At 63.9% G+C, this 20455-nt stretch carries 19 protein-coding genes; 18 read left to right on the forward strand and 1 reads right to left on the reverse strand.

What is annotated here, in order from left to right:
• From DFR49_RS02175 to DFR49_RS02260, 18 genes are all read left to right on the forward strand, one after another.
• The gene (locus tag DFR49_RS02175; RefSeq protein ID WP_004211688.1) at positions 1–639 is read left to right on the forward strand and encodes a TraE/TraK family type IV conjugative transfer system protein; all 639 of its coding nucleotides are present in this window, start codon (positions 1–3) and stop codon (positions 637–639) included.
• Positions 623–1381 (forward strand): type-F conjugative transfer system secretin TraK, encoded by a 759-nt coding sequence (locus DFR49_RS02180; RefSeq protein WP_004211687.1) that lies wholly within the window; start codon positions 623–625, stop codon positions 1379–1381. The genes DFR49_RS02175 and DFR49_RS02180 overlap by 17 nt, the downstream gene beginning before the upstream one ends.
• Positions 1378–2685: a TraB/VirB10 family protein gene (locus DFR49_RS02185; RefSeq protein ID WP_004211686.1), complete on the forward strand. Its 1308-nt coding sequence runs from the start codon at positions 1378–1380 to the stop codon at positions 2683–2685. The genes DFR49_RS02180 and DFR49_RS02185 overlap by 4 nt, the downstream gene beginning before the upstream one ends.
• 35 nt (positions 2686–2720) lie before the next feature.
• Entirely contained in the window at positions 2721–3296 is a 576-nt protein-coding gene (locus DFR49_RS02190; RefSeq protein ID WP_004211685.1) for a TraV family lipoprotein, read from the forward strand.
• The gene (locus DFR49_RS02195; RefSeq protein ID WP_004211684.1) at positions 3293–5815 is read left to right on the forward strand and encodes a TraC family protein; all 2523 of its coding nucleotides are present in this window, start codon (positions 3293–3295) and stop codon (positions 5813–5815) included. The genes DFR49_RS02190 and DFR49_RS02195 overlap by 4 nt, the downstream gene beginning before the upstream one ends.
• Positions 5812–6138 (forward strand): hypothetical protein, encoded by a 327-nt coding sequence (locus tag DFR49_RS02200; RefSeq protein WP_004211683.1) that lies wholly within the window; start codon positions 5812–5814, stop codon positions 6136–6138. Before DFR49_RS02195 ends, DFR49_RS02200 begins: the two co-directional genes overlap by 4 nt.
• Positions 6135–6563, forward strand: coding sequence for a hypothetical protein (locus DFR49_RS02205; RefSeq protein WP_004211682.1), 429 nt, complete (start codon positions 6135–6137; stop codon positions 6561–6563). Before DFR49_RS02200 ends, DFR49_RS02205 begins: the two co-directional genes overlap by 4 nt.
• On the forward strand, positions 6560–6796 hold the full coding sequence (locus tag DFR49_RS02210; protein ID WP_004211681.1) for a hypothetical protein: 237 nt from the start codon (positions 6560–6562) through the stop codon (positions 6794–6796). Before DFR49_RS02205 ends, DFR49_RS02210 begins: the two co-directional genes overlap by 4 nt.
• Positions 6786–7463: a hypothetical protein gene (locus tag DFR49_RS02215; RefSeq protein WP_004211680.1), complete on the forward strand. Its 678-nt coding sequence runs from the start codon at positions 6786–6788 to the stop codon at positions 7461–7463. Before DFR49_RS02210 ends, DFR49_RS02215 begins: the two co-directional genes overlap by 11 nt.
• Positions 7460–8476: a TraU family protein gene (locus DFR49_RS02220; protein WP_004211679.1), complete on the forward strand. Its 1017-nt coding sequence runs from the start codon at positions 7460–7462 to the stop codon at positions 8474–8476. The genes DFR49_RS02215 and DFR49_RS02220 overlap by 4 nt, the downstream gene beginning before the upstream one ends.
• Before the next feature lie 322 nt (positions 8477–8798).
• Complete coding sequence (locus tag DFR49_RS02225; protein ID WP_004211678.1) at positions 8799–10745, forward strand: hypothetical protein; 1947 nt, start codon at positions 8799–8801, stop codon at positions 10743–10745.
• Positions 10745–11839, forward strand: a complete 1095-nt coding sequence (gene traN, locus DFR49_RS02230) for a conjugal transfer protein TraN (protein ID WP_004211676.1) — start codon at positions 10745–10747, stop codon at positions 11837–11839. Before DFR49_RS02225 ends, traN begins: the two co-directional genes overlap by 1 nt.
• Positions 11840–12092: 253 nt before the next feature.
• Positions 12093–12689: a type-F conjugative transfer system pilin assembly protein TrbC gene (locus tag DFR49_RS02235; protein ID WP_342768458.1), complete on the forward strand. Its 597-nt coding sequence runs from the start codon at positions 12093–12095 to the stop codon at positions 12687–12689.
• Positions 12661–13257 (forward strand): S26 family signal peptidase, encoded by a 597-nt coding sequence (locus tag DFR49_RS02240; RefSeq protein ID WP_004211673.1) that lies wholly within the window; start codon positions 12661–12663, stop codon positions 13255–13257. Before DFR49_RS02235 ends, DFR49_RS02240 begins: the two co-directional genes overlap by 29 nt.
• Complete coding sequence (locus tag DFR49_RS02245) at positions 13254–14132, forward strand: conjugal transfer protein TraF (RefSeq protein ID WP_004211672.1); 879 nt, start codon at positions 13254–13256, stop codon at positions 14130–14132. The genes DFR49_RS02240 and DFR49_RS02245 overlap by 4 nt, the downstream gene beginning before the upstream one ends.
• Positions 14132–14716 carry a hypothetical protein gene (locus DFR49_RS02250; RefSeq protein ID WP_004211671.1) on the forward strand — a complete coding sequence of 195 codons (585 nt, stop codon included), beginning with the start codon at positions 14132–14134 and terminating at the stop codon, positions 14714–14716. The genes DFR49_RS02245 and DFR49_RS02250 overlap by 1 nt, the downstream gene beginning before the upstream one ends.
• A 45-nt stretch (positions 14717–14761) precedes the next feature.
• The gene (locus DFR49_RS02255; protein ID WP_004211670.1) at positions 14762–16183 is read left to right on the forward strand and encodes a conjugal transfer protein TraH; all 1422 of its coding nucleotides are present in this window, start codon (positions 14762–14764) and stop codon (positions 16181–16183) included.
• Positions 16184–16197: 14 nt separating this feature from the next.
• Positions 16198–19986 (forward strand): conjugal transfer protein TraG N-terminal domain-containing protein, encoded by a 3789-nt coding sequence (locus DFR49_RS02260; RefSeq protein WP_004211669.1) that lies wholly within the window; start codon positions 16198–16200, stop codon positions 19984–19986.
• Here the strand turns inward: DFR49_RS02260 and DFR49_RS02265 are convergent.
• Positions 19983–20429 carry a hypothetical protein gene (locus tag DFR49_RS02265; protein WP_004211667.1) on the reverse strand — a complete coding sequence of 149 codons (447 nt, stop codon included), beginning with the start codon at positions 20427–20429 and terminating at the stop codon, positions 19983–19985. The two genes, DFR49_RS02260 and DFR49_RS02265, sit on opposite strands and share 4 nt — an antisense overlap.
• Positions 20430–20455 lie beyond the last annotated feature (26 nt).

Raw genomic sequence — 20455 nt, forward strand, 5'->3', positions numbered from 1 at the left:
ATGTTCGGACGCAAAACCCCTGATACCCCCGCGCGAGATCCGTTGCTCGGCAAACCGGCCAGCTTCGGTATCCATCGCTACGTCCAGGGCGCCAGCAATCTCTTCGAAGAGAACCGCCTGCTGAAACTCGCCGTGGTCGGCTTGTTTGGCATCACCGCAGTGCTCGGAATGGTGATTTACACCTCCAACCAGAACACGCGCACCGTAGTTGTGCCGTTCGGTGCGGGTGGTGATCTCTATGTGACGGGCAACAGGCCGTCCGAAGCCTATCTAAGAATGATCACTCGCAACATCGTCTCGCTCTCGGGCACCTATTCGGCTTATTCCGCCGATCGGCAGTTCCAGGAGCTGCTGAGCATTGTTCATCCCTCAAGCTACAATAGCCTGAGGGATGGCCTCAATCGGTTGCTCGACGAGCTGGCCGACAATCCAACCCTCTCGATCGCGACTTACATCCGCCCCGATCAGCCCGTGACATGGACCGACCGCGAAATCCTCGTGCCGGTCGAGAAGGTTCGGGTCATCGGCGGCGTGATCCGCAAGTTCCGGGGCAATCTGCGGATTCGTTACGCGATCGACAATGGCCGCTTCTGGCTCACCGCCCTGACAGAGGAAAATTTCGATGCCCAGCCCCGTTAAGCGGCTGCTGGTCCTCGGCCTTGCGCTGATGCCGCTACCGGCAATAGCGCAGACCGTCGCCGCTCTGCCAGACCAGACCAGCACAATCCGTTTGTCCAACCGCGATATCAATCATGTCGTCTGCATTGGCGGCGAGATCGAGGACGTGAAGTTCAGCGCGGAGAAGGCCATCGCGGTCGAACGCGCCGGCGCTGACGCATGGATCAAGTTCCTCGTTCGCGAGATCGATGATTCCGGCATGGTGACGCGCAGCTTCGTCACGACGCCGTCTGAGTTCTTTGTCACCTGCAACGGCGCTGTGTATCCGCTTTATGCGGAACCGTCGGATATCCCTGCGCAAACGGTCTTGTTGCAACCGGGTGCTCCCCAGCGTGCCAGGTCCAACGAAGAACTGCTTGGGCCGTTGGTGGAAGAAGAACGTGCGGTTTCGATTACGCTCGCAATGCTCCAGGATCGGATACCGGGAAGCTTCACCACCGTTGCACCACGTTCCACTGCGATCCGGCTCACCGGCCTACCCGGCGCAGCGATCGAGGAACGCCGGCGTGTCGAGATAGACGGTTCGGGACTTTCAGCATCCGAATATTTGGTTTCTGTCGGCGGTGAAGCCGTCCTCGATGAGCGAAGCTTCCTAGACAGCGCGCTCGGCACAAATATCTTCGCCGTCACGCTGGATCGCAACAATCTCGCTGCAGGCGAGACTGCACGACTCATTGTCGTGCGCCGGGGAGCCGGGCAATGAGCGCGGGCGGCCCTCCCCGCGATCGCGGCTCCGATGAGCACGGCGACGAACTCGATCTCGAAAGCTATCAGGCAACTCGCCCGCAGGCTCCCGGTCTCGATCGCGGCCCGGCGCTGCTTGACATCAAAGCACGCTGGGCGGCGCTAGGCGCCCGCCATCAGCTTCGGTTGAAGCAAGTCGGAGTCGTGGGTGCGATCGGTGTGCTGGGCCTTGGCCTATATACCGCAAGCGGTGACAAGCCCGATCAAACGGCCACGCCACCAGCTTCAAAACTCGATATGGGCGCGGGTCTCCGCGGCGACAGCCTTGAGGTCAAACTTCGCGGTGATCTGCAGAAGATTCTCGATGGCCAATCGTTGCTGGGAGACCGGGTCACCGCCATTGAGGAAGGCAAGATCGTACCCGGCGCGGGATCTCGATCCGCCTCCGGTGAATCCACGAACCCGGATCTTCCGCCTGCGCTTCCAGGTGACGTGCCCGGGTTTCCTGAACCGCCCACGAGCGGCGACATGGGGTCTGCGTCCTCCGCACCTCCGGCTCCCCCCTCCACCCCACCTGCCCCTCCGGCACCACCGGTTGAAAAGACGGTGGGTGCGATCGGCGGCGCGACCAGTCCGGTCGCGACCGGCGATCAAGCGGGAGGTTCGAAAAAAAAGAATCGGACGATCTATTTGCCTCCTGGTTTCATGAAGGCGCGTCTTCTGACCGGGATCGACGCGCTGGCGAGCCGAGACGCGACCAGCAATCCCGAACCGCTGATCGCACGCGTGCAGGCTCCCGCCGTGCTCCCCAATGACGTGAAAGCCAATCTCTCCGGCTGCTTTGTCATTGGCAATGCTACCGGGAGCCTCGCCAAGGAGCGGGTCGAGGTACAGCTCGTGTCACTGTCCTGTGTCGACTTCGATGAACGTTCCGTGGTCGATCAGGCCGTCAAGGGGTTCTTCGTCGATGCGGACGGGAAAAAGGGCCTCTCTGGCAAGGTTGTGACGCGCGCCGGAGCGGCGCTGGCTCGCACGTTCATAGCCGGGACCATCACCGGCGTCGCGCAGACCGTCGAGAACACCGTAGGCAATGTCTCGACATCGGCGCTCGGCTCAGTGCGCAGCTTCGATGCCGGAGATGCCGCCAAAGCCGGGATTGCAGGCGGCCTGTCGCGATCCTCGGACAAGCTCACCGACTTCTATCTCGACCTTGCCCGGCAGGCCGGCCCCATCGTGGAAGTGGGCGCCGCGAAGGAGGTCGTCGTCGTGATCCAGGAAGGCATCACACTTGAGATCAAGCCGACCGCCGGGAGCAAATTCTGATGCTCGCACCCTCTATCCAACAGGGAGTTCCAGCCATGCGGTCATCACCGCTGCGATACCTGACGCGCACCGCGTCCCTCGTCCTTCCCGTTGCGGCAGCGCTTACGCTGAGCGGGTGCGCGACGTTGGGATCGGTCATGTCGCCCTACAGCGAGAAATTCTCGTGCAAGAACGACGATCACGGCCAATGCATCCACCCGGACAAGGCCTATGCCGATGCGGTGGCGGGCGTGGCTTCGAAATCCGACCCCGCCGTCACACGTGACAAGGCGATGCTCCGGGGCGACAAGGGCACGCGAGGTGCAGGCAAGGCATCGTCGGGTTCCTTCGTCGGCTATCGTGACAGCGTCTATCGCGAGTTGCAGGGGCTGATCGACCAGCCTGTCACGCCCATGCTCAAGCCCCCACGCTCGGTCCGCACGCTGATTCTTCCCTATGCCGACCGGCAACGACCTGATCGGCTCTACATGCCACGCTATGTGTATTCGGTGGTCGAGCGCTCGCAATGGGTGGTCGGAGACTATCTGGTAGAACCTGTTGCGCCAGCCTCGCGCGCCAGCGTCCTCGAACAGGTCCAGGACCGCCAGAACGATGCGGAGCCGCAGCCATGAGCCGGCAACACGGCGGCATGACGCTCGCAAGGCTGCGGCGTAGCGTCGAACGCGATAGCTTTTCCGACTATTTGCCGCTCGCAGCCTGGGTCGAGGAGGAACAGGCTTTCCTCACTATCGACGATGGTTGGGGCTATGCCTGGGAGCTGGTCCCCTCGGCCTATATGTTCGCGCATGTCCATGAAGCGCTGCTCGGGCTGCTCAACGTGCATTTCCCCGAAGGTACGGTGCTCCAGATCCAAAGCTTCGCCGATCCGCTGATCGACGATGCGCTCGACGCCTATCTCGACCTGAAAAGCCGCCCGGATCCGTTGATCCAGGCGTCTGCGAAACGCACCTTCGACTATCTGCGCGCCGGCACCGCTGGTCTCAAGGCGCTCCACGGCATCCCGGTACGCAACTTTCGCACCTTCCTGTCGGTCAAGATGCGCCAGCCCATGGACAGCGACCTCAAGCGCCAGATCGAAGAGCAGATGGCGAAGCTTGGCATTCGGTCGATGGCGCCGGGTGAGATCATCTCTCTTTACCGACGGATATTCAATGGCGTTCACGTACCGGCACCTGGCGTGTTCACGCAGACCGCTGATGTGCCTCTCCGCCGCCAGATCATCGATGCGGGACCAGCGCTGACTTTCGATGGGCCGGAGGTATTCCTCGGCAATCAGGTCGCCCGTTGCCTGACGCCAAAATCGCCGCCGCGCCGGATCACGGCCGAGCGCGCCAATCGCCTGACCGGCGGCATGCGCGGCAGCAGCGAAGACAGCGACCAGATCGGTGGCCCGTTTCTCTACACGCTGAATGTCCTGTTCGATCATTCCGCTTTTGAGGTTCACAAGCGCGCGCAGATCCTCTCGGCGCAGAAAGCGGCGGGCAGCTTTGCCGTCGAGGTCGGCAAGCAGATCGAGGAGATCGGCTGGGTCCTCGACGAGATCGGCAACAGCCGCTTCGTCTCGGTGATCCCGACCATGTGGGTGTTCGGCAGCGATCGGCATCAGGCCCGCGAGATGGCGGCCCGCGCCAAGCGGTTGTGGGAAAGCGAGCCACTGCCCTGGATGGTCCAGGAGGAAAGCTACCTCAACCCGATCCTGCTCGCCGCAAGCCTGCCGTTCGGACTTTATCCTGACCGGCGCACCATTGGCATGCTCCAGCGCGATTTCCGCGTGCCGGCGCGCGCCGCCGTGCTGATGTCACCGATCCAGACCGATTTCCGCGGAGGTGGACGCCCTGCCCTTCTCTATACGGGACGCAAGGGGCAACTCATCACGCTCGACCTCTTCGACCCGCGCATCAACAACTACAATTTCATCGTCTCAGCGGAATCAGGCGCAGGAAAGAGCTTCCTGCTCAACAACCTCTGCCAGCAATATTTCGCGCAGAACGCGCTCATCCGTATCATCGATATCGGCGGGTCATACCGCAAGCTCTGCACGCTCTGCTCGGGCCGATACATCGATCTCGGCGAAGAGCATCTCGTGCTCAACCCGTTCGACCTCGGTCTCGCGATGGACGGCGATGACCGCGAATCCGCGATCTCGATGGCGGTCGCCATCGTCGCGGAGATGGCGAACGCCGCCACCCGCAAGCCGGTCACCACCAGCGAATGGAACCTGCTCAAGTCGGCCGTGCAATGGGCGATCGACAGCGGCCGCGCCGAAGCCGGGATCGATGCGGTGCGCGAATGGCTCGGCGCCTATCCGGCCAACACCGCGTCCGATCTCGACCGGGTGGACCATCTCGTGCCGACCGCGCGCGAGCTGGCGTTCAACCTGCGCGATTTCGGGTCGGACGGCGCCTATGGCCATTATTTCAACGGCCCTTCCACCTTCGACATCTCGCGCGACGAATTTGTCGTGCTGGAGCTGGAGCGGCTCAAGTCGATGCCCGACTTGTTCAACGTGGTGATCATGGTCGTGATCAACGCGGTTACACAGGAACTCTACCTGTCAGCCCGCGACCGCCCCCGCTTCGTGTTGTGCGACGAAGCGGCGCAGTTCATGACGCGCCAGGAGGGCCAGGATCTGTCGCGGCTCGCCGAAGCGATCAGCCAGGGATATCGCCGGGCGCGCAAGTATCGCGGCAGCTTCGGGATCATTCTCCAGAGCATGAACGATCTGCTGCTGTTCGGCGGCACCGGTCAGGTGATCCTCGAAAATGCGGCAACGCGCTTCCTTTTGCAGGGATCGACCTACGACAAGGCGGTCGAGAACCGCATCCTCGACTATTCGGGGTTCGTCCTGGATCTCCTGAAATCGGTCCGCAACAACAAGCCCAATTATAGCGAAGTCTTCATCGACAGTCCGCTCGGGCTCGGCATCGCTCGCCTCGTCGTCGACCCTTTTTCGTATTGGATCAACACCAGCGCGCCTGAAGAGGTCGCGGCCTTCGACAGCCTGGTGCGCGCAGGGCTCACGCCGCTCGAAGCCGTGTGCCAATTGGCCGGCGTCGACCCCGCCGAGATATTCGGAGGTGCGGGGCAGCCGGAACGCACCGTCGACGTGAAGCGGAGCGTAAGGTCATGAAGCGCCATTCCGCATCTCCAGATCAGTTGCCTCTGCGTCTCGTCGGCAACACCGACGATGAACTGGAACGCATCATCGAGGCGCGCGTCGCCGAGCGGGCCGAGGTCCAGGCGATCCAATGGCGGTTTCGCCTAGTCATTATCGAATCTGTGATGATGACAACATTGGTGATCGCAGCCGGCATCGCGCTCGACCTGCCGATGTCGAAGACGCTGACCGGCGCCGCCACCGTCGGGATCGGCTGCTTCCTCACCGGGCTGATGCTGATCGGCCTCACCGGCGCAGCCAGTCGCCTTCTCGCAAAGCTCAGGAGGAAATCATGAGCCAGGAGCCCTTCACCTATAATTCGGACGCGCATCTGACCGAGGTCCCGCGTGAGCCCGACGAAAGCCTGCACGAGTATCTGGTTCGGGCCAACCGCACGTTGGTCAACCGAGTCCGGATGCTGGCAAGGGCGCGCGATGTGTCCGACTACATCCTGAACATGGACCGCGCCTCATGGCGGCAGGACAGGATCATGCTGACCCTGGCCGGACCGCTGATCGGTGCCGCCGCCTATGTCGGCCTCGTGCGCGCTGGCGTAACCGAGTTCGCCAGGTTCGAATTCATTGCCGGGGTGGTCGCCGTCGCCGGGATCACCGGCGGTCCGTTCGTGCTCGCTTTCGCTACGTTCGGGCCGAAGGTCACGAACTGGCTCCTCTCGCACCGGTCGCGCTGCGCCATGCTTCCCATGCGGAGGCGGCGATGAACGGCATCTTCTCCGCCGCGCCCTGCCAGTCGTCGATCCGCCTGCTTGTCGGAACGCATCTGATCCTGCTGGTCCAGGCCTTCCTGCTGATCTGGTCGGGCGCCGACCTCGACGGCACCCGCCCGCTCATCTGGCTCGCGCTGCTCGTCGGCACGACCGGTCTTTGCTGCGCCGTCTGGGGCGAGAGCCGCAACCCGCCGCCAAACTGGAGGGAGCGCCGCCGTGGACGATGAGGGCTACCCTCAAGGCTGGCATGTCGTCGCGATCCAGTCCGCGCTGATCGGCGCGATGATCGTCGGTGCCCTGATCCTCGCCGGATCAGCGCAAGCCGAGACATCCAATGTCGGCCGGACCTGGCCGATCGCCGAGCCCGACGCGATGGCCGAGATCGAGGCGGCGGTGGCGCGCCAGCCCGCAAGCATCGCGCCGCGCTTTGGCCCGCGCTCGGGGTGGAGCGCGCTCAAGGGCGCCACGCTCGGCACCGCCAAGGCGGACCGCGTGCGCAGCGTCGTTCCCTTCTACACGCTCGACCAGGAAATCCGCTTGGCCGATGGGAAGATCCTCTACCCCAAGGGCTTCACCTTCAACCCGCTGACCTATGTGTCGCTGCCGCAGCGCCTCGTCATCGTCCATCCGCGCGATCTTGGCTGGGCACTGAAGACGGCCGCGTTCACCGACTGGATCCTTCTGACCGGCGGCGGCGACAGTCAGGATGATGCGCTGTCACTCGGCGAACGCCACGGCCGCGCGCTGTTCATCCTTGAGGAGCGGGTCAAGGACCGGCTCGGCCTTACCGTCGCCCCCGTCATCGTCCGCCAGGCCGGCCAACGCCTCGAACTCACCGAAGTCCATCTGGAGCGCAAGGGAGGCCAAGGTCTTCCCCAGGAGAAACGGCCATGACCCGCCTGGCATCGACATTGCGTGCAGGCGCTGCCGCGCTCGCGCTGACTTTCCTGCTTCCGGCAGCGCCGGCCCATGCCTCGAAGTGCGAGGCCGGCACGATCTTCAATCCGATCACCAAGGTCCGCTGGAACTGCATCTTCCCGATCACCATCGGCGGCGTGCGGGTCGGCAGCTTCGACAAGCTCGACAAGGCGCTCGACGCGCAATCGGCCTCCAAACCCTTATGCGCGTGTCGCAAGGGAGCGACCTTTTGGTTCGGGGTGAAGGTCAGCTTCTGGTCGCCCAACCGCATGGTCGACGTCGTGACCGAGCCGGGCTGCATGATGGCGCTGGGCGTCGATTTGCTGCCGACCGGCGGCAAGCTCCAGGGCAGCCAGTCGTCGATCTCGGACGGCACCAACACGACCAAATTGTTCGCGCAGGCGCATTACTACATCTCGCCGGTCTGGAAGATGCTCGACATGTTCACCGACCTGCCCTGCATCGAGGATGAAGGGTTCGACGTGGCGATGATCACCGAGGTGCTGCCGACCTGGCAGTCGGGCACATTGGGCGCGATCATCCAGCCCGAGGGCATCCTGTTCGGCAACCCCGCCGCCGGTCTCGCGTGCATGGCCGACAGCGCGGCGGCCGCCGCCGGCAAGACGATCGACCCGCTGTTCTGGTGCATGGGAAGCTGGGGCGCGACCTATCCAATCGCCGGCGACATCCACATGGGTGATCGGGTCGAGGCCTGGGCCGGCCTTGCCGCGCGCACCACCTTCATGATGGGGCGCCTGGGCTTGCTCACCATCCATTCCGAGGATGGCTGCTCGCTGAAAGCGCAGCCGATCTGGACCAAGAGCCGCTACAAGCTCCAGATCATGGAGCCCGTCAAGGGCGGCAAATGCGTCAATATCGGGCGTCCGGGCGCGCTGTGGACCAGCGGCAAACATGCCCCCGGCAAAGACAATGCCCAGTTCATGCTCTTCGAAAAAGCGATCTGCTGCGCGGGGGTCTCCACGCCATGAGCAGATCGCTTCCCCCAAACCGCGCGTCCCGCGCGGGCGGCCGGTCCGCTCGTCACGGATTGCTCCCCACCGTGGTTGGGCGCGCGGCGCGAGTGGTGGCGGTTCCCCCTGCCGCCGCCACTCCACCCTTGGTCAGCGCGGCCGAATGTACCCCAGCGAAGCCGGCGACGCCCCCACCCGCTGCGCTTCCGGTTTCGGCCGCGCTGACTATTTTTGAAGGCCAGGCAGTCTTTCAGCTACTCTCGCCCGGATCCACCGCGTTCCGGGCGGGAGACGTGTTCCGCTTCGCCTATGGTTCGCGCAGCACGAAGGCGAGACCGTCATGACCTGGCGAGGCCTCCTTCTGCTGGCAACCTCGCTTGCGATGCCGATCGCCGCACAGGCGCAGACCATGGAGGAACGCGCCCGCACCGCCGCCGAAGCCGCGCGCGAGAAGAGCGCCGACATCGAGGCGATCCAGCAAAATTATCTGACGCCGGGCCTTGCCGGTGAGGCGATCACCACCGTCGACGGGACGAAGAGCTTCAATCCGAGCCTTGCCTGCCAGACCACCGCGACCCTGCTCGAAATCCTCGCGCAGCCGGGATCGACGGGTGACATCTCGGCCTTGCGCATCTCGCGCGACAAGGATCTCAATGGCACCTTCGACCAGACGCTGACCCTGCCGATGCCGGTGTCGGGCATTTGCGCCAATGGCGTGATTGCCTGCCAGCCCGGCACCTGGAACCAGTGCCGCAGCTACAGATGGGACGTCTCGGCAGCCGGCGATCTCAAGCTCACCGAGGTCGACCTGACCGCGCTCGCGGGCTGCTACTGCGTCAACAATAGCTGCGGCAGCAATCTCGTCTGGGGCAATTTGGCCTCGACCCTCAAGGACATCGGCGGCGGTGTCGTCGGCGCGCTCACCAGCGCCGACCCGCGCATCGGCGTCGCCCAGGCGGCGATCGATGGTCCGATCATCCGCTATACCGGCGCGCAGTCGACGGCCTGTGCTCCCAATCCCTCGCTCGCCCAGACGGTCTATCGCGCCAATCCCGCCCAGATCCAGGGCGATGCGGCGTCGGTCGCGGCCGGCAATAGCGTGTTCCAGGCATTGAAGGGCTCGCCTGCCGGCATGGGCAAGGCCGAGCAGATTCGCGCCTGCACGATCCGGCGCGAGGTGAAGCTCGAGGCGGTGACCGCCGACGGCATCATCGCCCGAACTTCAGGTGGCTATGCGACCTATGCCGATACGCCCGAGACCCGCGCGTTCCTGCTGGGATCGCCGCGTGACGACAGCCTGAGCGGCGGAAGCTGCCGCATCCATGATTTCCGGATGACGCTCGATGTGGGCGATCCCGATCGCCTCGTCTCGGCACGGCTCTCGCAGATCCTGTTCGACGACTGGGTGCAGGTCCGCGTCGACGGCGTGCTCGTCCACGCCGATCCGGGAAGCTGGACCGGAGCCGGCCTGCCGCCGGGCACATGCGAGCGCGGGCGGACCTGGTATGCCTATCCCAATCTCGACCTGAAGCCATACCTCACCAAAGGCTCGCACGAGATCTGGGTGCGGGTCGCGGTCGGCGGCGAAGGCGAGGTGTCGGCGCGGATCGATGCGATGCTCGATCTGAGCTGCAATCCGACCGAACGGCTCATCGATACGTGCGCCGGCTATGCCGCCGACGCCAATTGCCAGCTTCATGATGAAAATGTCGACGGCGTCCAGACTTTCAGAAATGGCGTCGGCACCGGCCTGACGCCGCTGCCCCAGACCCGCCTGTTCGAGAGCGGCGCCTGTTCGCTGAGCCTCGTGCGCCCCTGGTTCGAGCGCGACCGGCGCTATCGCTGCACCATCGACACCGGCGTGCTGCCGCAGCCCGATCTCAGCCGCGGCGCCTATATTATCGACCATTCCACCGAGACGCTGCTGGCCGACCGAGTGCAGACGAAGGACGGCGGCTATGCCACCTCGTCCCGCGCCTTCGCGCTGCCCGATCGCGGCTCGGTCGCGGCCTGCGAGCCGATCTGCAAGACGCGCGCGCCCAAGGCCAACACCGGGGTCGCGCCCGACGGCGTGGTCGGCGCGCGCCAGAACGCGCCCATAGGCTGGGACACCTTCTACCACGCCTGCACCCGCTCCAGCGCCGGCGCCGATATCTGCCCGGTAGGCGATGGCGAGGAGCTGGTCTCGGACTGCGGCTGCCTCGACGATTTCCCCGAGGCGATCGTCATGATGCAGACGGTGCGGCTCGGCGGCGCGGACATGATCTGCACCTCGGAGTCCCGCTGATGCGCCGAACCTTTTTCCCCTTGATAGCCGGGCTCTTTGCGGCCCTCACCATGGTCATGCCCGCCGCGCCCGCGTGGGCGCAGACCACGCAGATTTGCGCGGCCGACCTCAACGGCAATGGCGATGCCGACGATACCGGCGAGACGGCGGCCTGCGAGATCACCTCGCTCGGGCAATATCAATGCCCCCTGCAGAAGGTCTCCTGCGTCCAGCAACAGGACGGTGCCTATAGCTGTCCGCTGGGCGAGCAGTTCGCCTGCCTGCCGCAGGATGGTGGTCCTGCCTGTTCGCCCAACCAATGCGCCGATCTCACCATCACCCCGATCGAGGATGAGCCTGTGCCCGACGATCCGGGGGTTCCGGCCGATGGCGCGGTCGATGCCGATGGCGCCTGCCTTGGCAATATCGAGATCTTCTCCGGACGCGCAGCACGCTGCCGCCCGGCAGGGCTTCGCACCACCTTCTCCAATTGCTGCAAGGACAAGGGCAAGATCGTCAAGGACGGGATGGGCGGCTCGATCTCGTCGATCGGCACCAAGATCGCCGTCGCCAAGGGCGTGTTCACCGGCATGAAGGCGGCGTTCACGGCGTTCAAAGCGGGCGCGACCGCCGGTCAGGCCGCGAGCGCCGGCGCCAACGCCATCATCGTCGGCATCGATCCGACTTCGATCGCGATCAGCCTCGCGATCAACTTCATGATGGATTTCCTGCTCTCCGGTTGTGACCAACAGGACATGGAAGTCGGCATGCTTCGGGGTTCGGGGATGTGCCACGAGGTCGGCAGCTATTGCAGCTCGAAGATCCTCGGCATCTGCGTCCAGAAGGCGCGCGGACATTGCTGCTTCAACACCAAGCTCGGCCGCATCATCCAGGAACAGGGCCGCCCGCAGCTCAAGAGCTTCAACGGGCTTGGCTGGGGCACGCCCAAGCAGCCCTATTGCCGTGGGTTCACACCGGAGGAGTTCCAGGCGCTGGATTTCTCCAAAATGGACCTTTCCGAATATTATTCCGAGATCGAGGCCCGCGCTCAGGCCGACATCCAGATCGACATGAAGGACAAGATCGATGCCTATATGCGGGTTATCGAAAACTAGCGCGCGCCGTCTGGCCGCCGTCATCGCGATGCTGGCCTCCGCGTCCGCTTTGGCGCAGGACAGTCCGCGCCCGGACAACGCACGCGATCGCGCTGCCGCCGAAGGCGATGCTGCGTTCGACAGGCTCGAACGCGCCGCGGCTGCGCGGAAGAAGCAAGCAGAGGCCAGCGGGCCGTCGTCACTGCCCACGCCAACCGAAGAGATGCGCCGCCGCGCGTTCGACGGTCTACGCGGTCGTGTTCAAGACACAGAGATGGACGCACGCGCTCGCACCGCGCTCGACCAGGGCAAGGACGCGATGGCAACCGAGCGCGAAGCGATGGCGCGGCGGCTCGGCCAGGCGCTCGGGCTGGAGGCGCCCGACATGGACGCCGTCGCCGGGGTGACGAAGCCGGTATCGGCGCAAGGCTGGGTGCCGGTGCTGTTCGTTTCGTCCTCGATGCCGGTGACGACGCTGCGCACCTATGTCGCGCAGCTTGAGAAGGCCCGCGGCATCCTCGCCTTCCGGGGCATGCCGGGTGGTCTCACCAGGGTCGCGCCGATGGCGAAGCTGTCGGCCGAGATCCTGCGGCTCGATCCCGGCTGCGAAGGCCCGGCCTGCACGATGCGCAACGTACAACTCATCGTCGATCCGCTGATCTTCCGCCAGCATGGGGTCGCCCGCGTGCCCGCGCTCGCGATGGTGCCGGGCGATCCGGCGCTCCCCTATTGCGAGCGGGAGGAGGACAGCCCGCGTGCCGCGCACATCGTCTATGGCGACGCGGCGCTTTCCGGATTGCTCGAAGAATATGCCCGCCTCGGCGGCAAAAAGGAGGTGCGCGATGCTCAGGCTCGCCTACAGGGCCGCTAAAGCCGGATGGGCCGAGCTCAAGATACTACCGCTCAAGGCAGCGGTAGCGCTTGGCAGTTCGGGACTTGGCCAGCCACCGCGCCCGGAACAGCTTTGGAAGGCCTTTGGCATCGTCCTGCCCATCGGGCTTTTGACGTTCTGGGCGTTGCCCCAGGTGACGATCGTCATGAGTCCTTCGGTTGAGGCTTATCTGATCCGCAAAGCGGCGGGGCCGATCGCGCGCGGCGATCTCGTCTCGTTCACCCTGTCGCACCCGCTCGCCGGTCCCAAGCCGGTCACGGTCACCAAATATGCGCTCTGCCTGCCCGGGGACCGGATCTCGCTGATCGAGAAGCCCTCGATGACGCCCGGTAAATGGGATGGCTGGTATTATTGCAACGAGCGCCTGCTGGGCGTGAGCAAGCCCTATGGTCACAATGGGCAGGAATTGGATCACTGGCAGCCCGACAATGGGCAAATCCTGCCCGGCACCATCTTCGTCGGCTCCTCGCATGTCAGCGGGTTCGACAGCCGCTATTATGGCCCGGTCGAGATCGATCGCCTGCGCCGGATGGAGAAGCTGCTGTGAAGCGGCTCGCGCTCAGCCTCGCCGCGATCGCCATGGTCTCGGGTCCCGCCGCGCAAGCGCAGCAGCGCGACGAGCGCCGCACCGGCTATTGGTGGTATCAGGCGCCGCCCAAACCGATCGAGGAGCCCGACGATCCCGACGCGCTGGTCAAGCCGGCCATCCCCCCGATGGCGGAGCTGGCGACATGGACGCCGCCGAAGATTCGAAAGCTGATCGAGGAGCAGCGCGATTATGCCGCGACGGTGCTCACCATCGATGCGGTCGCCGACTTCTGGCGGTTGCAGGACTTCGCCCGGCGTAAGGCCCGCGCCTTTGCCGGTGTCACCCAGATCGCCATGCTCCAGCATCCAGAACTCAACGCCAAGTCAGCCAATCCCATGGTCGGCGATGCACGCGACCAACTATCGGCGCAAAAGGACCAGGTCCGTCGCCAATATCTGCGCTCCCGCGCCAACGAGTTCGCGCTCGTCATGTTCTCGCGCTCGACCTGCGGATATTGCCGAGTCCAATGGCCGATTGTCCAGCGTTTCCAGGAGGAGATGGGCTGGCAGGTATCCTTGCAGGATATCGATCGCAAGCCCGAGCTGGCGCAGCGGTTCGGGGTCGAGGTGACGCCAACCACGATGATCATTCGCCGGAACAGCCAGCAGCGCATGGTGATCGCCAGCGGAGTCGAGGCGTACCCGAACCTCATCCAGATGGCCTATCAGGCGGTGCGGCTGCTCGCCGGAGACATCCGCCCCGAGCAGTTCATGACCGGCGCTGGCGAGGAAGACGGATTCTTTGACGCCCTCGCCAATGGGCCGGTCTCGGCTACCGATCCCCGTGCATTGGGCGGCGACCTGGTTGATGTTCGTGCGGAGCCGCGGCCGTGATGCGCTCCCTCACCGTTCTGGCGCTTACTTCCCTGAATGTGGTGAGCGTGCCTGCCAACGCGCAGGCCCCAACCCGTGAGCAAGCAATGCGCGCGGCAATTCACCCGGTCGCCACCCAAAGCGAGATGCGCGAATGGCTTGCCCGTGTGCCGGTCACGCGCGACTGGCCGCCTGATTTTGCCGAGACGCTCAAAGGTCAGGCCCCCACCTTCATCATCGAGATGAGCACGGCGCCCGGCTGCATTCCCTGCGCGGATCTCTGGACCAGGCTCGGCGCGCTCGGGGTCAGCTACCGCTGGCAGGTCCGCACGATCGGCGCACAGGAGGCAATGGTGCGTTCCGGGCGGCTCGGTCTGCCCTGGGTCGGCCATCCGGTCGCCTGGGTTCGGCCGATCGCCGACCAGGGGCGCATCATCCCAATAGCGATCGGCACCGATCATGCGCCCAATCTGGCGCGAAATCTCTATTTGGCCGCCAAGATGCTGACAGGTGTGAAGCCCGCAGTCGGCGTACGCGGCATGTCGAAGTTCACCGGGATCGTGGGTGCTCCCACGCGCCCATCCGCAAACCGGGCGAGGAACTGACATGGGGGACAGCTTCCTCGCTCCATCCATCGAAAGCTGCCTGCCATGGCCACCCTGCGCCGTCTGAGCGTACGCACCCTGCCGTTTGTTGCCCTCGCTGCTCTCTCTACGCCAGCCCAAGCTCAAGGCTGGGCGGAGAGCTGGTTCGACAATGTGACCTATACCAGTCCCGGCAGTTTCGAAGACCAAACCAGGGGCTACGTGACCGCGGGTGGCATGTCGGGCCGGGTTGATGTTCACAACGATTACTTGATGAGCGTTACGCTGCCCAAGGTTAAGGCGGGCTGCGGCGGCATCGATATGTTCCTGGGCGGTATGTCGTTTCTGGACCCGGACTATCTCGTTCAGAAGCTCGAGAGCATCCTGCAGGCCGCGCCCGCCGTGGCGTTCCAGTATCTGCTGGAAACGCTCGACGAGAAGATGGGCAACATCATCTCGAAGATGGAGGCGGCGACCAATTTCCTGAACTCGATCCAGGTCAACGATTGCCGGCTCGCCAACCGCATGGTCCAGATCGCCAAGGGCGACGACAACATGTCGGGCATCATCGAGGAGATGACGGGCTACAAGTCGGTCAAGGAAGGCTTCTCCAAAAGCTATCAGCACAGCCGCGAGAAAATTCAGGCGAACGCCAATAGCCCAACCGAAGATTTGAAGGACGCGCTCGAAAATTGTCCAGCGGAGGTCACCGAGATCTTCAAGACGGGCTCTCTCCTCGCCCATGCTTCCGCACGCGTCGGCGCGTCCGACTGGGCGGGCGTGATGCGTGCCAGGGTCGGCGACGTCTACATGCGCTGGGACCCGGCCGACAAGGTGCCGATTTTCTCAGCCATTCCCGCCTGTCCGCGCCAGGATACCGAGAGCGTCGATGATTTCCTGACCGGCAAGGTCCAGTCCCGGACGCTTGCGATCCCGCCGACCGCTGCCGATTGCTCAGTCGATGGAGCCGGCAAAGGCGCGCTGATCCTCGCCCGCTCGCGGATGGATTCAATCGCTACAAAGATCCGGACCCGCAGCGCGCTGACGGCCGATGAACGGCAGTTCGTCGCCAACGTGAAGACATTGCCGATCTATCGTCTGCTGGAATGGGGCGTGCGTCAGGGCGTCGTCGACAGTGTGATCGGCGACACCGATGAACTTGTCGCGCTGACGCTCGCCTATCAGATGCTCAACGACCTTACCCGGTCGATCGACTTTGCCGTGTCGAACGCGGAGCGCGGTGTGAGCGTGGCGGGCGCGAGCGATGCGGGTAACGCCAAGGTGTGCCAGACGCGCATCTTGACCAAGGGCATCGAGCAGTTGCGCGACCTGCGGGACGAAGTGCTGCGCCAGCGCGCACAGATGCGTCAGTCCTATATGGCTGCCCTCAATCAGGCGAACCTTTCAGCCAACTATGCCGGGGTCGTTCGCCAGCGCGACCGAGACGCCCGCGATGCCGCCGGCGCTGCCGCCAACCGCAACCGCTGATCGGGATCAGCCCCATGAAACGCATCCTTCGTGCCCTGTCGGTCCTGACCGCCCTGCTCACACTGTCGTTTACGGCAACACCTGCGCTGGCGATCGACACCAGCTTCCACACGTATGACGGTTTTGCCGAGACTGTGGACGCCTTCCGCCTCGTCTCCATGATCTTCGGCGACCCGAGATATGAAACACTGGTGCTGATCGTCGCAGTGGTTGGCATTGCCCTGGGCGCGCTGCTCGCAAGCGTCAAAGGTTCTGGCATGGGCATCGTGGCCTTCGGGTTCCAGATGCTGATCGGAGTTGGGCTTTTCGTCGGGCTCGTCGCCACCACCGGCACGGTTCATATCTATGACCGGGTGCGCAATGCCTACCAACCTGTTGGCGACGTCCCGAATCTGATTGTTCTCGTTGCTGGCATGACCAACATGATGGAGCGTGCGCTGGCCGAGGTCATCGACGACAACACGACGGACCCCCATGCCAAGCTGGAATTCGGCGCGGGCGGGCATAGTTTCGATCTGTTCCTGAACGCTGCGAGCCCACGCGGTCCGATGACCGATGTATTCCTGGATTCGACGATCAAGGACTATGTGCGTCAATGCTATCCGGTGGCGCGGGTGTCGCCCGCCTACGGCGTCGATGACGATCAGCTCTTTCGCACGACAACGGACCTCCCCGCAGCCTTCGCGGCGATGGCGGGTCCAGCGACGTTCAGCACCGTTTTCACGTCCTCGGATAAGGCGGGAACGACGGTGAGTTGCAACGAGGCATGGGAGCATATCTCTACGCGGCTGTCCGAACCGGCGCTGTTCGATAATTATGTCGCACAGGTCTGCACCCGCACCGGCTATGACATCGCCAATGCTGCTCAGCTTCAGCGATGCCGGGCCAATATTGGCGAGCTCGGCGGGATGATGATGGATAACCCGGCTTCGCTTCAGCAATTCCTGACCAGCGTAATGCTTGGCAGCACAATAGGCGACGTTCTGTTTGAGGACAGTCCAGCCACGGCCGCCCGCGTCATGGCCAACCGCGCCGTAGTCTCGTCCGGGCTCGCCACAATGTCGACGGCCAACGAGTGGATGCCGACGATCCGCGCCACAGTGTTCGGGATCATGCTCTTCATGATGCCGGTGGCGCTGCTGTTCATCCTGACGCCGATCAACCTGCGCGTCGCGAGTTTTGCCCTCGGCCTGTTTGTCTTCGTCGCACTTTGGGGCGTGATCGACGCCGGGATCTATCAGCTGACCCTGGGTCGCGCGACCGACGTGCTGGCTGAGATGCGCGCCAACAATGTCGCGGCGAACGCCTGGATGCTGGCGCCGTCTTCGGCAATGAAGGCCCTCGCGATATTTGGGTCTTTCCGTACAGCCGCGGCCGGACTTGCTGGCGCCTTCGTGTTCACGGTGTTCCGGTTCTCGGGCAATGTGTTCACGGCTTTCACCAGCGGCGCCCTCGGAGTCCAGGGCCAGGGCACTGCCGCCGCCGCGCCCCTCACAACGAGCGAAGGCTATGCCGGCGCTCTCGAGGCGCAGTCGAATGCGGCCGGCACAATGGCCCGGCGCAGCGCGACATCAAGCTTTGGCGACTTTGGCGAGCGGTCCAATTTCGGCGCAAACCGGGCCTTCGGGGCGGCAAGCAGGGTGATCGGCGAGCACGGGGGAGGCGCATCCGGAACGGCGGCATTCGGGCTAGGCGGACTCGATGCGGCACGCGAAATGGGCGGCCTCTCCCCTGCCCTCACCGGGCGGAGCCTTTCCGACCCCGCGACCGTGCGCGCAGTGCGCGACAACGCCACGACATCGGCGATCCATAATTTTGCCGAGAAAGACGCGCTCCGAAATCTGGGCACCGGCTATTTTGGCGAGGGCCAGTCCGGCGAACGCGCCTTTGCCGCCTTCGCGCAGAAGATGGTCCAGTGGCGGGCGTTCGGGGATCAACGGTCCTACGACATGATGATGCAGGGCGCGCAGCGGCACTTCGAGCGCAATGGTTACGACCAGAAGGATGCCGCGCTCAAGGCGTCGACGGTGATCGCCCAGGCGTCGGCCGATCCAACCTTCGCCAAGCTCATCGCCAATACCTATGACCAGGAACAGATGCTGCGCAACGACCTGACCGGTGCGCAGGTCCAGGTTGGAGCGATGGAAGGCCGGAGAGACTTCGCAGGTGACAATGTGACACCGATCGAGCGGCGGAACGTCGCAACCGAGCAGGCCCACAGGACCGGGAGCAACGAAGGGCAGCGCAACGCCTCATCTATGCTCGGCCTCCCCGTTCAGGAGACCTCCCGCCGCATCGCCTTTATCAACGCCCTCTCCGGCGAAGCCCGCTCCTCCGCCATTACCCAACTCTCCCGCGCCACCGGCCGGAATGAGGCCCAGGTGCTGCGCGCATTGGAGACATACAACGCCGCCGTGCAGGTCGGCACCGCCGACGGCGCAACGGCCGAGGCAGGCCGTGAAGGCACCAGCGTCTATGGCCGCACGCGCGAGGCTGCCGGCTACGATTTCGCTGAACGCTCGGGCAAGCTCGACGCACAGCGCGAGGTCGGCCATGACGGCACACGTTCAGCCGCCCGCATCGGTGAGCAGCGTCGGCAGGCCGACAATGCCGGCTTTGCGGAGGGCGCTGCCGCGGCGGGCATGTCGGTACGCCAAGCGGCACGTCTAGATAGCTTCGTTCGCACATTGAGCCAGGGCGTCGGCAATCAGACGGATATGGCCGAGGGTGGCGCGGCCGGCATTGCGGATCGTGCGCGCAACGAGCGGTTGACCCGTATCGTCGAGAATGAGCGGCTCACCCGCATGCAGCAGCTGCTTGGCGAGCATGGCGTTACCATGTCGAAGCGTGAAATCGCCATGGCACAGAATGGCGACCTAAGCCTCAACCTGACGCCGGAAACTGCCGCACAGATGTGGCGCGGTGGCCTCATCAACGAAAGCCAACTAGGCGCCATTGCCAATGGCGGACGCGCGCGGTTCAGCTTCGCCGAGAATGATGTGCTGGTTTCCAGCTCGGTCGGGTTCCAGCAATCCGGGCGCAGCGATACCAGCACGCGGTTCGAGGCGGGGAAGCAAGCAGGCCCTGACACCATTGAGCATTTCCTGGGCGGCGGCGAACAGGGCCAGGCGATGATGCAGAACTGGCTGCGTGGCGGGTTCGAGATGGACCGGCACGGCAACTGGCGGCTCAATCCACAGGTAGCGGACACGCTCACACGGGATGTGCAGTCCATCATCGCACAAACTGGATGGCAGCGCGGGCTCACCCGATCTGCACAGGATCAGACCACAATGGGGACCAATGTTGGGCTTGAGCTGGGCGGTGGCATTTCCAATTCGGAAACGGAATCGGAAACGACCGGCGGTAGAGGTGGAGTGCCTCAGAAGGGGCAGAAAGCTCCACAAGGACCGGTAACACAACAGGCCCATACAACTAACGGCCGTGTCGGCGCGAATGTAGGATTTACAAGCCACGATGTGGGGGTCACGAATGAGACTGCAAGATCGTCCCTAGATGTAGTGAATCACGATGTTCGCAACGCCATAGCCGCCGCCGAGCGGGCCGCTGCCCGGTCCGGCCGCCCGGAAGAAGCCTTCTCGCGGGAATTGTCTGATCGTATCCTGGGGCCAACTGGTATGCGAAACCGCTATCTTCACGATGCCGACGCAGGGCGCGCCACTTTTGATGTGACCGGTCCACTCACATCGATCGAGCAGAATTCTATCCTGAAGTCTGGCCGGTTCTCGACCGATATTGACGGGAGCCCAGGTGACGGCGACGATAGCTTCAAGAAGCGTTAGTGACGATCCGGATGCTGTAGGCTTTCTGGACTGCCGATATACAGCCCTCCCGATCGCGGATGGTACATGTCTACCGACGGATGCGGGTGCCCAAATTTTCGACCGTCGACCTCATCGCCAAACGGATCCAAATCGACATTGAGCAGCTCGGCCCCATTTCCATCGCCGGAAATGGGTCGCCTGCCCAGCAAGTGCTGCGCATAGCCAACGCCCAGCACCATGAGTGCTGTCATCGGAAAGAACAGAATGTTCAGAAAGCCCGCCAGCGCGCTTTCGTAGAAAGCTGCCAGCGACAGAAACCTCGTCGATGCGGCCATACCCGCCCACCAGACGGGGATCGTTGCCCACCAAATTTTGGCATACCAAGGGTGCCAGAGCCAATCCGCCAGCTTTTGCTGCGGCAACTTCACCCCATTTTCGTCGATGTTGATGGCAGCATTCATCAAACTTGTCCTCAGAATTGGACTGT

Source organism: Hephaestia caeni, assembly GCF_003550065.1.
GTDB lineage: Bacteria > Pseudomonadota > Alphaproteobacteria > Sphingomonadales > Sphingomonadaceae > Sphingomonas > Sphingomonas caeni_A.